The sequence below is a fragment of the Streptomyces sp. NPDC006925 genome (assembly GCF_042869575.1).
GTDB lineage: Bacteria > Actinomycetota > Actinomycetes > Streptomycetales > Streptomycetaceae > Streptomyces.
The window spans coordinates 30,155-44,093 of sequence record NZ_JBIAGB010000006.1; the positions used below are offsets into that span (position 1 = coordinate 30,155).

Annotated in this window: 10 protein-coding genes, 1 pseudogene and 1 riboswitch; of the genes and pseudogenes, 6 read left to right on the plus strand and 5 right to left on the minus strand. The window is 72.3% G+C overall.

The window, feature by feature from the left end; translation table 11 throughout:
* Window positions 1-138 precede the first annotated feature (138 nt).
* Window positions 139-1,407 carry an extracellular solute-binding protein gene (locus tag ACFYNS_RS10865; protein WP_360293811.1) on the minus strand — a complete coding sequence of 423 codons (1,269 nt, stop codon included), beginning with the start codon at window positions 1,405-1,407 and terminating at the stop codon, window positions 139-141.
* A 277-nt stretch (window positions 1,408-1,684) separates the two neighbouring features.
* Here ACFYNS_RS10865 and ACFYNS_RS10870 point away from each other — a divergent pair, with 277 nt between their 5' ends.
* From ACFYNS_RS10870 to ACFYNS_RS10895, 6 genes are all read left to right on the plus strand, one after another.
* Complete coding sequence (locus tag ACFYNS_RS10870) at window positions 1,685-2,479, plus strand: GntR family transcriptional regulator (RefSeq protein WP_360293752.1); 795 nt, start codon at window positions 1,685-1,687, stop codon at window positions 2,477-2,479.
* 244 nt (window positions 2,480-2,723) lie between these two features.
* Window positions 2,724-4,910, plus strand: a complete 2,187-nt coding sequence (locus ACFYNS_RS10875) for a carbon starvation CstA family protein (RefSeq protein ID WP_388602152.1) — start codon at window positions 2,724-2,726, stop codon at window positions 4,908-4,910.
* A gap of 20 nt (window positions 4,911-4,930) precedes the next feature.
* Window positions 4,931-5,134 (plus strand): YbdD/YjiX family protein, encoded by a 204-nt coding sequence (locus tag ACFYNS_RS10880; protein ID WP_360293806.1) that lies wholly within the window; start codon window positions 4,931-4,933, stop codon window positions 5,132-5,134.
* Window positions 5,135-5,243: 109 nt separating this feature from the next.
* Window positions 5,244-5,741, plus strand: coding sequence for a GNAT family N-acetyltransferase (locus ACFYNS_RS10885; protein ID WP_360293749.1), 498 nt, complete (start codon window positions 5,244-5,246; stop codon window positions 5,739-5,741).
* Between the two features lie 159 nt (window positions 5,742-5,900).
* A riboswitch (cobalamin riboswitch) is annotated at window positions 5,901-6,036 on the plus strand.
* Between the two features lie 160 nt (window positions 6,037-6,196).
* Window positions 6,197-8,638, plus strand: a complete 2,442-nt coding sequence (locus tag ACFYNS_RS10890) for a ribonucleoside-diphosphate reductase subunit alpha (RefSeq protein ID WP_388602154.1) — start codon at window positions 6,197-6,199, stop codon at window positions 8,636-8,638.
* On the plus strand, window positions 8,638-9,663 hold the full coding sequence (locus ACFYNS_RS10895) for a ribonucleotide-diphosphate reductase subunit beta (protein WP_360293743.1): 1,026 nt from the start codon (window positions 8,638-8,640) through the stop codon (window positions 9,661-9,663). Before ACFYNS_RS10890 ends, ACFYNS_RS10895 begins: the two co-directional genes overlap by 1 nt.
* 102 nt (window positions 9,664-9,765) lie before the next feature.
* On the opposite strand, the gene def is transcribed toward ACFYNS_RS10895, so the two are convergent.
* From def to ACFYNS_RS10915, 4 genes and pseudogenes are all read right to left on the minus strand, one after another.
* On the minus strand, window positions 9,766-10,410 hold the full coding sequence (def, locus tag ACFYNS_RS10900) for a peptide deformylase (RefSeq protein ID WP_388602158.1): 645 nt from the start codon (window positions 10,408-10,410) through the stop codon (window positions 9,766-9,768).
* Window positions 10,411-10,515: 105 nt separating this feature from the next.
* On the minus strand, window positions 10,516-11,517 hold the full coding sequence (locus tag ACFYNS_RS10905) for a tetratricopeptide repeat protein (RefSeq protein ID WP_276477904.1): 1,002 nt from the start codon (window positions 11,515-11,517) through the stop codon (window positions 10,516-10,518).
* A 172-nt stretch (window positions 11,518-11,689) separates the two neighbouring features.
* Window positions 11,690-12,961: a hypothetical protein gene (locus ACFYNS_RS10910; protein WP_360303089.1), complete on the minus strand. Its 1,272-nt coding sequence runs from the start codon at window positions 12,959-12,961 to the stop codon at window positions 11,690-11,692.
* A pseudogene (locus ACFYNS_RS10915) lies at window positions 12,958-13,794 on the minus strand (HD-GYP domain-containing protein); the annotation flags it as partial. The gene ACFYNS_RS10910 and the pseudogene ACFYNS_RS10915, both read right to left, overlap by 4 nt.
* Window positions 13,795-13,939: the final 145 nt, after the last annotated feature.

The window sequence follows — 13,939 nt, forward strand, 5'->3', positions numbered from 1 at the left end:
CCCCGCCGCGCGCCGTGGTGCGGCCCGTCCCGTGGTCGCGCCCCCCGATCTAGACTCCCCACCCCCCCCCCCCCCCCCGCGGGGGGGGGGGCGGGCCCCCCCCCCCCCCCCCCCCCCACCCCCGCCCTGGCGAACGGGTCACTGCTTCTGCGACAGCCTCTTGTTCATCTCGCCCTCGACAGCCTTGGCGGCTTCTTCGTGGGACTTCCCCTTCAGGACCGACGTCATATAGGTCTTGATCGGGTTGGGCGGGTTCTCCACGGCACCCCACTCCGGGATCAGCGGTGTGAGGCCGCCGCCCTCGACCGCGGGCGCGGCGGCCTCGGCGGCGGGGTTGCCCTTCAGATTGCTCTGCAGCGCCGCCTTGTTGGGGATGACCCCGCCCTCCTTGGCGAGCTCGCCCTCGTACTTGTCGGACAGCGCGATCCTCAGGAACTCCTTGGCGAGCTCCTGCTTCTCGCTGCCGGCCGCGACGGCGAGGTTCGAACCGCCGAGGAAGACGCCCTCGGGCTCGTCGGCGGTCTCACCCGGGATGGTGAAGTAGCCGATGTCCTTCTCGATCTTCTTGTTGGCCTTGATCGCGGTGGCCGCTTCCCAGCTCAGTCCGATGAAGGCGCCGGTCTTGCCCTTGGCGAAGACCTCGGCCTGCTGCGGGGTGGCCTCGTCCTTGTCCTTGGGCGCCTCGGAGTAGGAGGCGTACTTCTTGTAGATGTCCATGGCCTTGCCGACCTTGGGGTCGGCGAGGTTGGAGACCCACTTGCCGCCCTTCTTCTTCACCAGGTCGGCGTCCTGGCCGATGAGCAGGCCGTCCAGGAAGTACCAGTTCTGGCCGGGCATGTAGAGGGGCTCGGCCTCGGTCTTCTTGTCGATTTTCTCGAGCGCGTCGAAGAATTCCTGCCGGGTCTTGGGCGTGCCCTTGATGCCCGCTTCGGACCAGATCTTCTTGTTGTAGATGACGGTGCGGTTGACGGCGAACCAGGGTGCCGCGTACTGCTTTCCGTCGTAGACCGCTGACTTGTTGAGCGAGGACGTCCAGTCCTTGCCCAACCCCTTCTTCAGGTCGCTGAGATCGGCCAGTCCGCCGGTGCGGGCGTACGCCGGGGTCTGGGTGTTGCCGACCTCGATCACATCCGGCGGGTCGGACTCGGAGAGGGCGGTGGTGATCTTCTGCTGGATGCCGTTCCACTGCTGGACTTCCAGCTTCAGTTTGGCACCGGTCTTCTTCTCGAAGGCCGCCTTGACGTCCTTGGTCCACTGATCGGGCGTGGAGCCGTCCATCGCCCAGAGGGTCAGGGTCTGGCCCTTGAAGCTCTCGGGGCCGTCCTTCTTGTCGCCGTCCGACCCGCAGGCCGCGACGTTCACCATCAGCGCCGCGACACCGGCCGCGGCAATGAGGCCCCTATGTATGCGTACCACAGCATTCTCCCCTGCACACTGGAACGCTCCGCACCGCAAATCCGGAGTGGCTTCCGGACGGAGTTGGTTTAGACCAATGAGATGAAGAGAGCTTGGCCTAGACCTTTAGGGGTGTCAACGGTGTATAAAGCTCGCTGTCGGTTCCGTTATCGGAACGACATCTGAGCTGGGACGCCCGCCCGGACCGGGGCCGTGCCACGATGTGAGCCGCTACGTAACACGGAGGAAGCCGGTGACGGCAGCACCACAGGAGTCGGGAAGGCGGGCCATGAGCACGGACGGGGGCGGCGCGGTCGCGCCGGCCGCGGCGGACACCGGATCCGCGGGCGGCAACGGATCGGCGGCCCGCACCGCGCGCGTGCCCAAGTACTACCGGCTGAAGCGGCACCTGCTGGAGATGACCGAGACCCTGCCGCCGGGCACCCCGGTACCGCCCGAGCGGACGCTGGCCAGCGAGTTCGACACCTCGCGCACCACCGTGCGGCAGGCGCTCCAGGAACTCGTCGTCGAGGGGCGCCTGGAGCGCATCCAGGGCAAGGGCACCTTCGTCGCCAAGCCCAAGGTCTCGCAGGCGCTGCAACTGACCTCCTACACCGAGGACATGCGGGCCCAGGGACTCGAACCCACCTCGCAGCTGCTGGACATCGGCTACGTCACCGCCGACGACCGGCTCGCCGTGCTGCTGGACATCCCCGCGGGCGGGCGCGTCCTGCGCATCGAACGGCTCCGGCTGGCCAGCGGCGAACCCATGGCGATCGAGACCACCCACCTGTCCCAGAAGCGGTTCCCCGCGCTGCGCCGCAGCCTGGTCAAGTACTCCTCCCTCTACACCGCGCTCGCCGAGGTCTACGACATCCACCTGGCGGAAGCCGAGGAGACGATCGAGACCTCGCTGGCCACCCCGCGCGAGGCCGGGCTGCTGGGCACCGACGTCGGACTGCCGATGCTGATGCTCTCGCGGCACTCCCGGGACACCACCGGGGAGCCCGTGGAGTGGGTGCGCTCGGTCTACCGCGGCGACCGCTACAAGTTCGTGGCCAACCTCCAGCGCCCCACGGCCTGACTGGCCACCGGCCACCGGCCACCGGCCACCGGCCACCGGCCACCGGCCACCGGCCACCGGCCACCGGCCACCGGCCACCGCAACCAGCGGGACGGTGCCGCGAGTTCCCCGTTCCGGGGCGCGAATCGCGGTTCCCCCCTCCTGAGGTATGGCGCTGATCAAGTCGGTGCTCTACGGTCGGCCTGCCGTCGTGGTAGGCGCGCCACCTCGAATGGTGCGCAGGTGAGGTCGAGGAGGGACGCGCGTGCCCAGCACTGCACATCCGGCCGGCAAGCTCAGTCCACGGTCCATAGCCGTCTGGACCGTCGTCGCGCTCATCGGCGCGGCAGGCTGGGCCATGCTGGCGCTCGCCCGTGGCGAGGAGGTCTCCGCCGCGTGGATGGTGGCGGCCGCACTCGGCTCCTACGCCATCGGCTACCGCTTCTACGCGCGCTTCATCACCACCCGGGTGCTGCGCGTCGACAAGACGCGGGCCACACCCGCCGAGCGGCTCGACAACGGCATCGACTTCCACCCCACCGACCGGCGCGTGCTGCTCGGCCACCACTTCGCCGCCATCGCGGGCGCCGGACCGCTGGTCGGCCCGGTGCTGGCGGCCCAGATGGGATACCTGCCGGGCACCATCTGGATCGTCGTCGGCGTGATCCTGGCCGGCGCCGTCCAGGACATGGTGACGCTCTTCTTCTCCATGCGGCGGGACGGCAAGTCACTGGGGCAGATGGCGCGCGAGGAGATCGGTCCGGTCGGCGGTGCGGCGGCGCTGCTCGCCGTCCTCGCCATCATGATCATTCTGCTGGCGGTGCTGGCGCTGGTCGTCGTCAACGCGCTGGCCGAGTCGCCCTGGGGCACCTTCTCGATCGGTATGACGATCCCGATCGCGCTGTTCATGGGGTTCTATCTGCGGGTGCTGCGCCCCGGGCGGGTCACCGAGGTCTCGCTGATCGGCATCGCGCTGCTGCTGCTCGCCCTGGTGGCCGGACGGTGGGTCGCCGAGTCGTCCTGGGCGGAGACCTTCACCCTGGAGCCCGGCACCCTGGTCATCTGGATCCTGGTCTACAGCTTCATCGCCTCCATCCTGCCGGTGTGGATGCTGCTGGCGCCGCGCGACTACCTGTCGACGTTCATGAAGATCGGCACCATCGGGCTGCTGGCCGTCGGCGTGGTGGTGACGATGCCGACGCTGAAGATGGCCGGCATCACCGACTTCGCGGGAGTGGGCGACGGGCCGGTCTTCGCAGGTTCGCTCTTCCCGTTCGTCTTCATCACCATCGCCTGCGGCGCCCTGTCCGGCTTCCACGCGCTGATCTCCTCGGGCACCACGCCGAAGATGATCCAGAAGGAGACCCAGATCAGGATGATCGGCTACGGCTCCATGCTGATGGAGTCGTTCGTCGCCATCATGGCGATGGTCGCCGCCAGCATCATCGACCCGGGCCTCTACTTCGCGATGAACGCGCCCGCCGGCGTCATCGGCGACAACGTGCAGGCCGCCTCCGAGGCGGTGCGCAGCTTCGGCTACAGCATCTCCCCCGACCAGCTGGCCGCCGCCGCCAAGGCCGTCGAGGAGCAGTCGCTGCTCTCCCGGACGGGCGGTGCGCCCACCCTGGCGATCGGGGTGTCCACCATCTTCTCGGAGGTCGTGGGCGGTTCCGGGATGAAGGCGTTCTGGTACCACTTCGCCATCATGTTCGAGGCGTTGTTCATCCTGACCGCCCTGGACGCCGGCACCCGGGTGGGCCGGTTCATGCTCCAGGACATGCTCGGCAACGTCTACAAGCCCTTCCGCCGGGTGAGCTGGTGGCCGGGCCTGCTGCTGTCCAGCGGCGTCATCGTGGCGCTGTGGGGCTACTTCCTGTGGGTGGGCGTCCACGAGCCGCTCGGCGGGATCAACCAGCTCTTCCCGCTCTTCGGCATCGCCAACCAGCTCCTGGCCGCTGTGGCCCTCGCGGTCTGCACCACGCTGCTGGTCAAGTCCGGCCGGCTGAAGTGGGCGTGGGTCACCGCCGTACCGCTGGTGTGGGACGCCGTCGTCACACTGACGGCCAGCTGGCAGAAGGTCTTCTCCACCGACCCGAAGATCGGCTTCTTCCAGCAGCGCGCCGACTACCAGGAGGCCATCGACCAGGGGAAGGTCATCGCCCCCGCCAAGAGCATGGACGACATGCACACGGTGGTCACCAACTCGACCGTGGACGGGGTCCTCTCGGCGCTCTTCGCGCTGCTGGTCATCGTCGTCCTCGCCGACGCGGCCCGGACCTGCGTGCGCGCGGTGCGCGACCCGGAGGGCACGAGGATGCACGAGGCGCCGTACCGGGAGTCGACGCTGACGGCGCCCGCCGGGCTGATCGCCACCAAGGAGGAGAAGGCCGAGCTGGCCGAGGCGGCCGCCGCCGGGCCGTCCGGCGGCGGAGACGGCGGGGGCTCCCGGTGAGCGCGGCCGCCGCCGACCGGATGGTGCGCCCGGTGCTGCGGGCCGGACGCTGGGTGCGCTGGTACCTGCGCGAGCTGACCGACGAGAGCGCCTACGACCGGTATGTGGCCCATGTGCGCCGGCACCAGGGCCCGGACGCGGAGGTCCCCAGCAGGAAGGAGTTCGAGCGGCGCCGCACCGACGCCCGCGAGGGCGACCCGCGCGAGGGCTTCCGCTGCTGCTGAGCACGCGCCCGCCGGGTGCGGTCGAGCGGCGCCGCCGGCCACCCCGGCTACGCCTTGCGGCAGCCGGCGGCGGGCCGCGGTGTCGGTGGTGTGGCGGATGATGACCGGCATGGACATCACCGTGAGAACGGCCAGGCCCGAGGAGTACCCGGAGCTCGGTGAGTTGGTCGCCCGGGCCTACCTGAGCGGCGGGCTGCTGGACCTCGGCGAGGCGGACCCGTATCTGGAGACCCTGCGGGACGCGGCGGGCCGCGCCGACCACGCGGAACTGCTCGTGGCCGAGGGGCACCAGGGCGAACTGCTGGGCACCGTCACCTTCGTCGGCCGCGGCGGGCCCTTCGCGGAGCGGGCGCGCGAGGGCGAGGGCGAGTTCCGGATGCTCGGCGTGCGCGAGTCGGCACGCGGACGCGGGGTCGGGGAGGCGCTGGTGACAGCCTGCTCGGAGCGGGCCCGCGCGCTGGGGCTTTCGGGGCTGGTGCTCTCGACCCAGCCGACCATGCACGCCGCCCACCGCCTCTACCGGCGCCTCGGGTTCCGCCGGGACCCCGATCGGGACTGGAGTCCGGTCCCGGGCGTCACCCTGTGGGCCTACGCGCTGCGCCTGTGAACGCTTCCCCGCCCGGGCCACGCGCCGCGCCCGGCCCGGGTGACCGGTCTCCGTGCCCGCACCCCGCGCCGCGCCAGGGGCGCCGCAGGGGGCCGGCACCGGTTCCCGACACGACCCAGGACGGCACAAGATATGGGGTGCCTGCTTAGGTCGAGCACAAGATGTATGGTGTCTCACGGCTGTCGCCCTCGACGCAGGGGAATCCGGTGCGAATCCGGAACTGTCCCGCAACGGTGAGGGGCCGGCGCGAGCCCGCCCGCGAGTCCGAGTACCTGCCGGCGGCGGCCTGATGAACGTCCAGGTCTCGTGGGTTGGACCGGTGGGCGGAGCGCGCCGTGCCCTGAACAGGGTTCCGGGCCCGGAACCGGGCTCGGTGCCAGAGCGGGGCGGCCGGGCGCGCGCCTCTCCCTCCGTGCCGCTGCCCACGGCCAGTGAGCAGCGAGGGAGAGCACCGCGTGACCGTCACCACCGCCCCCACCCTTCCGGCACCCGCCACCCCCGGCACCGCCACGGGGGACGAGGCCGGCGAGGACCCTTCGGCCGCCGCATTGCGCGCGACCCTCGCCGCGCTCACCGCCGACCTCCCGGACGCGGACCCGGCACCGGTACTGGCCGCGGCGCTGCGCGGCAGGCAACCGGGCGCGGACGCGGTGGAACTGCGCACCCTGGCCATCGAGTCCGCGGCCAGCCGCATCAGCGAGGACCCCGCGTACTCCCGGCTGGCGGCGCGGCTGCTGACCCGCGCGATCCGGGACGAGGCGGCCGTGGAAGGCGTCGTCTCGTTCTCCGACGCGGTGGCGCTGGGCCACGCCGAGGGGCTGATCGCGGACGGCACGCACGCGTTCGTCCGCCGGCACGCCGACCGGCTGGACGCGCTGGCGCGGGAGGCCGTCGAGGACGGCGCCGACGACCGGTTCGGGTACTTCGGGCTGCGGACGGTCCACTCCCGCTATCTGCTCCGGCACCCCCTCACCCGGCGCCCGGTCGAGACGCCGCAGCACTTCCTGCTCCGGGTGGCCTGCGGACTGGCCGTTGACGAGTCGCCGCAGGCCCTCACGGAGGTGGCCGACTTCTACCGGCTCACCAGCTCCCTCGCCTACCTGCCCTCCTCCCCCACACTCTTCAACTCCGGCACCCGCCACCCGCAGATGTCCTCGTGCTATCTGCTCGACTCCCCCCAGGACGAGCTGGACTCGATCTACGAGCGCTACCAGCAGGTCGCGCGGCTGTCCAAGCACGCGGGCGGCATCGGCCTGTCGTATTCCAGGATCCGCTCCCGCGGAGCGCTGATCCGGGGGACCAACGGCCACTCGAACGGCATCGTGCCGTTCCTGCGCACGCTGGACGCGTCCGTGGCCGCGGTCAACCAGGGCGGCCGCCGCAAGGGGGCGGCCTGCGTCTACCTGGAGACCTGGCACGCGGACCTGGAGGAGTTCCTGGAGCTGCGGGACAACACCGGGGAGGACGCGCGCCGCACCCACAACCTCAACCTGGCGCACTGGATCCCGGACGAGTTCATGCGCCGGGTCGAGGCGGACGAGCAGTGGTCGCTCTTCTCCCCGTCCGAGACACCGGAACTGGTGGACCTGTGGGGCGAGGAGTTCGACGCCGCCTACCGCCGCGCCGAGGCCGAGGGGCGCGCGGTCAAACGGCTGCCCGCGCGGCAGCTGTACGGCGCGATGATGCGCACCCTCGCACAGACCGGAAACGGCTGGATGACGTTCAAGGACGCCGCGAACCGCACCTCCAACCAGACCGCGGAACCCGGCAACATCGTGCACTCCTCGAACCTGTGCACGGAGATCCTGGAGGTCACCGACGACGGGGAGACCGCCGTCTGCAACCTGGGCTCGGTGAACCTGGCCGCGCACCTGAGCGAGGACGACGGCGGCCCGCTGACGGACCGGATGGACTGGGAGCGGCTGGACGCCACGGTCCGCACAGCTGTGACATTCCTGGACCGCGTGGTGGACATCAACTTCTATCCGACCGCTCAGGCCGCCGCTTCCAACTCCCGCTGGCGGCCGGTGGGCCTGGGAGTGATGGGCCTGCAGGACGTCTTCTTCCGGCTCGGGCTGCCCTTCGACTCCCCACAGGCCCGCGAGCTGTCCACCCGGATCGCCGAGCGCATCATGCTGGCCGCCTACGAGACCTCCGCCGAGCTGGCCGAGCGGCACGGGCCGCTGCCCGCGTGGGAGGCGACCCGCACGGCGCGCGGCGTACTGCACCCCGACCACTATCCGGCGACGGCCGGGGAACGGGCCTGGCCGCAGCGGTGGGAGGCGCTGCGGCGGCGGATCGCCCGGACCGGGATGCGCAACTCACTGCTGCTGGCGATCGCGCCGACGGCGACCATCGCCTCCATCGCGGGGGTGTACGAGTGCATCGAGCCGCAGGTCTCCAACCTGTTCAAGCGCGAGACGCTCAGCGGCGAGTTCCTCCAGGTGAACACCTATCTGGTCGCGGAGTTGAAGCGGCTGGGGCTGTGGGACACGCGCGCCCGCGAGGCGCTGCGCGAGGCCAACGGCTCGGTGCAGGAGCTGGAGTGGGTACCCGCGCAGGTCCGCGCGCTCTACCGGACGGCCTGGGAGACCCCGCAGCGGGCGCTGATCGACATGGCCGCGGCCCGCACCCCGTATCTGGACCAGAGCCAGTCGCTGAACCTCTTCCTGTCCTCGCCCACCATCGGGAAGCTCAGCTCGATGTACGCCTACGCCTGGAAACGCGGCATCAAGACCACGTACTACCTGCGCTCGCGCCCCGCGACCCGGATCGCGCAGGCGGCCGGGGCCACCGCTTCGGTGCACGCGCCCACCCCCACCCCCGCTCCCGCGACGGCCGACGAGGCCCTCGCCTGCTCCCTGGAAAACCCCGAGTCCTGCGAGGCATGCCAGTAATGACGACGAGCGACCCGACAGCCGCCAAGAACCTGCTCGACCCGGGCTTCGAACTGACGCTGCGCCCGATGCGCTACCCGCACTTCTACGAGCGCTACCGCGACGCGATCAAGAACACCTGGACCGTGGAGGAGGTCGACCTCCACTCCGACGTCGCCGACCTGGCCAAGCTCACCCCCGGCGAACAGCACATGATCAGCCGGCTGGTGGCGTTCTTCGCCACCGGGGACTCGATCGTGGCCAACAACCTGGTGCTGACGCTCTACAAGCACATCAACTCGCCCGAGGCGCGGCTGTATCTGTCCCGGCAGCTGTTCGAGGAGGCCGTGCACGTCCAGTTCTATCTGACGCTGCTGGACACCTATCTGCCCGACCACGACGAGCGCGCGGCGGCCTTCGCCGCAGTGGAGAACATCCCCTCCATCCGGGAGAAGGCGCAGTTCTGCTTCCGCTGGATGGACGCCGTGGAGAACATCGGCGAGCTGGCCTCCCGCGAGGACCGGCGCCGCTTCCTGCTCAACCTGATCTGCTTCGCCGCCTGCATCGAGGGGCTGTTCTTCTACGGCGCGTTCGCCTACGTCTACTGGTTCCGCTCGCGCGGACTGCTGCACGGGCTGGCCACCGGGACCAACTGGGTGTTCCGCGACGAGTCGATGCACATGTCCTTCGCGTTCGACGTGGTGGACACCGTGCGCCAGGAGGAGCCGGACCTCTTCGACGCGGAGTTGGAGAAGCAGGTCACGGCGATGCTGGAGGAGGCCGTCGAGGCGGAGCTGCAGTTCGCCCGCGACCTGTGCGGGGACGGCCTGCCGGGGATGAACACCGACTCCATGCGCGAGTATCTCCAGGCGGTCGCCGACCAGCGGCTGCGCCGGCTGGGCTTCCCGGAGCGCTACGGATCCGGAAACCCCTTCTCGTTCATGGAGCTGCAGAACGTCCAGGAGCTGACGAACTTCTTCGAACGTCGCCCCTCGGCCTACCAGGTGGCGGTGGAGGGGTCGGTCTCCTTCGACGACGAGTTCTGAGGAACGCCCCACAGACCCCGGGCGGGGGCCAGGTGGCCCAGGCTCCCGCCCGGTTTCCGCTGCCGCACCGGCGACCCGGGCACTCGGCCCGGGCCGCGCGGCTCACTCGTTGGGAACCGTCTCGTAGCGGGGCGTGCTGTCGGCCATCTGCCGGAGCACGTCCTTGCGCTCGCGCTTGGAGAGCCGGTCGATGTACAGGTAGCCGTTCAGGTGGTCGGTCTCGTGCTGCAGGCACCGGGCGAAGTAGCCGGTGCCGCCCACGGCGATCGGCTTGCCCTGCGCGTCCTGGCCCCGCACCACGGCCTGGTCGGGCCGCGCCAGCGGGTGGTAGGCGCCGGGCACCGACAGGCAGCCCTCGCTGCCGTCGTCCAGCACCCGCCGCTCGGCGGGAAGCTGGTCGAGCACCGGGTTGCAGACCACGCCCACGTGCCGTACGCCCTCGTCGTCGTGGCAGTCGTAGACGAACACCTTCAGGTCGACGCCGATCTGGTTGGCGGCGATGCCGACCCCCTCGGCGGCGCGCTGGCTGGCGAACATGTCGTCGATCAGCGCGGCCAGCTCGTCGCCGAACTCCGTCACCTCCTGGCACTCCCGGTGCAGCACCGGGTTGCCGACGACGGTGACCGGCCGGGCCGTGCCCCGCTCGGTGTGCGCCTCCTCGCGGGCCGCCGCGTCCGTCACGTCGTCGACGAACTCGCCCTCGGGGGCAGCGGCCGCCCCGGCCGTCGTTTCCTGCTGCTGCGCCATGCCGTCGTACGCCTTCCTGCGACCCGTGAGAGCTGAGAGCGGCCGGTGATCCGGCTGGGCCCCGTACGGGCCCGCCCTACAGGGTACGGGCCCGCCGCCGACGGCTCAGCAGACCTCCTCAAGATCCCGCCACTCGCGGGTGTCCGGGCTGTCGGCGACCCAGCCGTCCAGCAGCCCGTGCACCAGCGCGGCCGGTGCCGCCAGCCCGCACTCGCGCTCGGGCACCCACAGCTCACCGGGTCCGCCCTGCGTCATATGGCCCAGCGGTCCGGGATGACCGGGCGAACTGTGGTCGTGCGGATCCAGATGGACGGTGCCGTCGCCCTCGTCGGCCGGCATGGCGCTCTCCGAGCAGGCCCGGCACAGCAGCCGCACCGAGGAGGACCAGTCCTCGGCAGCGAACCCGGCGTCGGCCGCGAGCCGCTCCAGCGCGTCCCGGTCGCTCTCCGTGGCCGCCTCCAGCAGGACCACCCAGGTGGGCACCGGCGAGGGGGCCCACAGCTCGATCTCGTCGAAGACCGGGTACGACGGCCCGGCCGCCGTGGTGCGCTCGCCGTGCGGGACGCCGTCGTGCAGCACGACCTCGCCCCAGCGGCGCCCCGAGGAGGGCAGCGGAATGCTCTGGATCTCCATCCGCGCCGGGTCGATACGGCGCCCCCACACCACCTCCGCCTCGCCCTCCGGGGAAAGCCGTACGGCGGCGCTGCCGAGCTGCATCCCGGTGGGCTCCTCGGCGGTGGCCGCGCCGTGCGAGGGGCCGGCCACGTGCAGCCCGTACGCCTGCCAGGCCCGGCGGGCCAGCGGCCAGTCCTGGAGCGCGGTGGCCGCGATGCCCACGTTCCACCAGTCGGGCGCCCCGGACTCGCGGTCCAGCAGCGCCACGGCGCGCAGCCCAGCCGTGCGGGCCTGCTCCCAGTCGTGCCGGAACTTGTACAGCAGCGCGAGATTGAACCAGGACTCCGAAAGCCACGGCTCCAGGTCGGCGGCACGGGTGAGCAGGGCGCCCGCGTCCTCGTAGCGCCCGTCGCCGATAAGCGTGAAAGCCCGGTCCGTCGCCTGCCGCCATGAGGCGGAGGGCCGGTGCCGCACCTTGCCGAAGATCCTCAATGTGCTCCCGCCGATCCCGCCGTTCCGCCTGTCCTCGGGCCCGGCCCGTGCCCGGCCCGCCGTCTGCCGATGGGGTTGTGCACTCCGGACGCCGCGCGCCCGTCCTCGCCTCTCGCGGTTCCCCCTTCGCATCCAACCATGCCCGCTCGGGTGCCCGCTCATTACCCGTGCGTCAGGCCTCCGCCGCCCTCGCCACGACCCGTGACAGGGCCTCCACCACGCGTGGTTCGTGATCCCGACCGGCCGCGCGGAGCCGGTGCAGGGCCCGCGAACGGGCCACCGCACCGGCTGTCCCGCTGTCGCCCACGAGGTCGTCGTAGGCGTTGACCGTGCGGAGTACCCGCGCGGTCACCGGCTGCTCCCGGTACGGATCGGCCTGTGCCTCCACCGCGGAGGCCACCCGGCGCCGGACGCCCGCCTGCCGCAGCACCGCGCCGCCCAGCAGGGCCACCCGGCGCTGGCTGCCGGGGTCCAGCACCGCCGTCGCGCCGCCGGGCACCGGGTCGGCCGGTGAGAGCTGCCCCACGTCATGCGTGAGGGCCGCGTACTCCAGCGCGGTGAGTTCCCCGCCGGTCAGGCCCAGCTCCCGCCCCACGGCACGGCTCAGGTCCGCCACCCGGCGCGCATGCCCGCGCGGGGTGCAGCCCGCCACCTCGGGGGCCCGCGCGAGGGAGGCGAGGGTGGGCCGGTGGGTGGCCCGTGCGGAGGCACGGCGGCGCAGGGCGAACTGGATGACGAGGACGGGGGCGCAGCACAGTGGCAGCGCCGGGAGCCCGGCGACGGCGACGGCCAGCGCGAAGAGCACGGCGGTCGCGGCGAGGGCGGGCACCGTGGCCAGCTGGGACCGCAACGGGTGCCGCGCGGCCCGGCCGCGGTGCCCCGCCGCAGCGGCCCCGGAGCCGTCGGCACGCACGGCGGCAGCGGCCAGGAGCGCGTCGAGGCAGCCGACGGCCAGGGCCACGGACAGCAGGCACAGCGGCAGGAAGGCGTCCGGCACGGCGGCGCCGTCCGACCGGCCCCGGTCGTACAGCGGTTGGCAGCACAGGGCCGCCGCGCCCACCCCGAGCACGAACCGGGCCAGGGCCTGCGGCGGCGGCGCCTGCCCCAGTGCCACCTGTGGGGTCAGTCCGACGAGGGAGCCGACGACGGCCACCGCGACGGCCTGCGCGGGACCGTGTCCGGCGGGCGCGCCGGCCACCTGGCCGCAGAGCGCGTAGCCGAGTGCCGCGGCACCGGAGAGCAGCCCGGTGGGACGGACCTCGGCGCGCTCCTCGGGCAGCCGCACCCGGGCCAACTCCCCGGCGGCGACCAGCAGTCCGAAGGCCAGCGCGGTACCGGGCCGGGCGAGGCCGCACCACAGGACGGTGCCCAGGGCGCCGCACACCACCAGTGCGGCCGCCGCGTCGCAGGCGGCGACCAGCCGTGCCGCCGTGCTCCGGGTCATACCGCGACGCCGTCGATCCGCGCCCCGGCCGCCGGCGCCGTGCTCCGGCGGCCGGTCGGCAGCGGCGCCGCCGCGCGTGCCCCGGAGACCTCGGCGAACGGCCAGCCGTGCCGGCTCAGCGCCCGGCCGAGGGCCGCGACCATCCGAGGGTCGAACTGGGAGCCCGCGCAGCGCTCCAGCTCTTCCAGCGCCGCGGCGACGGGCCGTCCCGGGCGGTAGCAGCGGGTGGAGGTCATCGCGTCGAACGCGTCGGCGACGGCGACGATCCGGGCCGCCTCCGGGATCTGCGCTCCGGCCAGGCCCCGCGGATACCCGGTCCCGTCCATCCGCTCGTGGTGGTGGAGGACTGCGGCCCGGGCCTCCCCCAGGAAGTCGAGCCCGCGGACGATCTCGGCCCCGTGCTCGGGGTGCCGTTCCATGACGCGGCGCTCGGCGGGGGTGAGCGGGCCGGCTTTGCACAACAGCCCTGCGGGGACGCCGAGTTTGCCGATGTCGTGCAGGACGCCCGCGCAGCGCAGCGTCTCGGTGCGCTCCTCGTCCAGCCCCAGTTCGCGGGCGATCAGCACGGCGGCGAGGCCGACTCGTTCGCCGTGGCCGCGGGTGTAGTGGTCCTTGATCTGCACGGCCTGGGAGAGCGCCCGCACCGCGGCCTGTCGGGCCGCACGCTCGGGGCGGCACCACCGCAGCCCCCACCAGCCGAGCCACACCGGCCCCAGCGCGGGGAGCGCGGCGAGCGGACCGTAGGCGCTGCGCCACAGGACGACGGCCACCGGCACGGTCAGCACACCGGCCAGCGCAAGTGCCGCGCGGTTGCCCTGCGCCGTCCGGGCGGGCCCGGCTGTCCGTGCGGGCGCCGACCCGTGCGCCGTCCCCTCGGCGGCCGCCGCCTGTGGCCTGCTCCTCGTGAGCCGCATCCGCGGCCTCCTCCCCGCCTGCTGCATGGCGGGGACACTAGGAGCAGTGCGCGGGGCGGCTCAC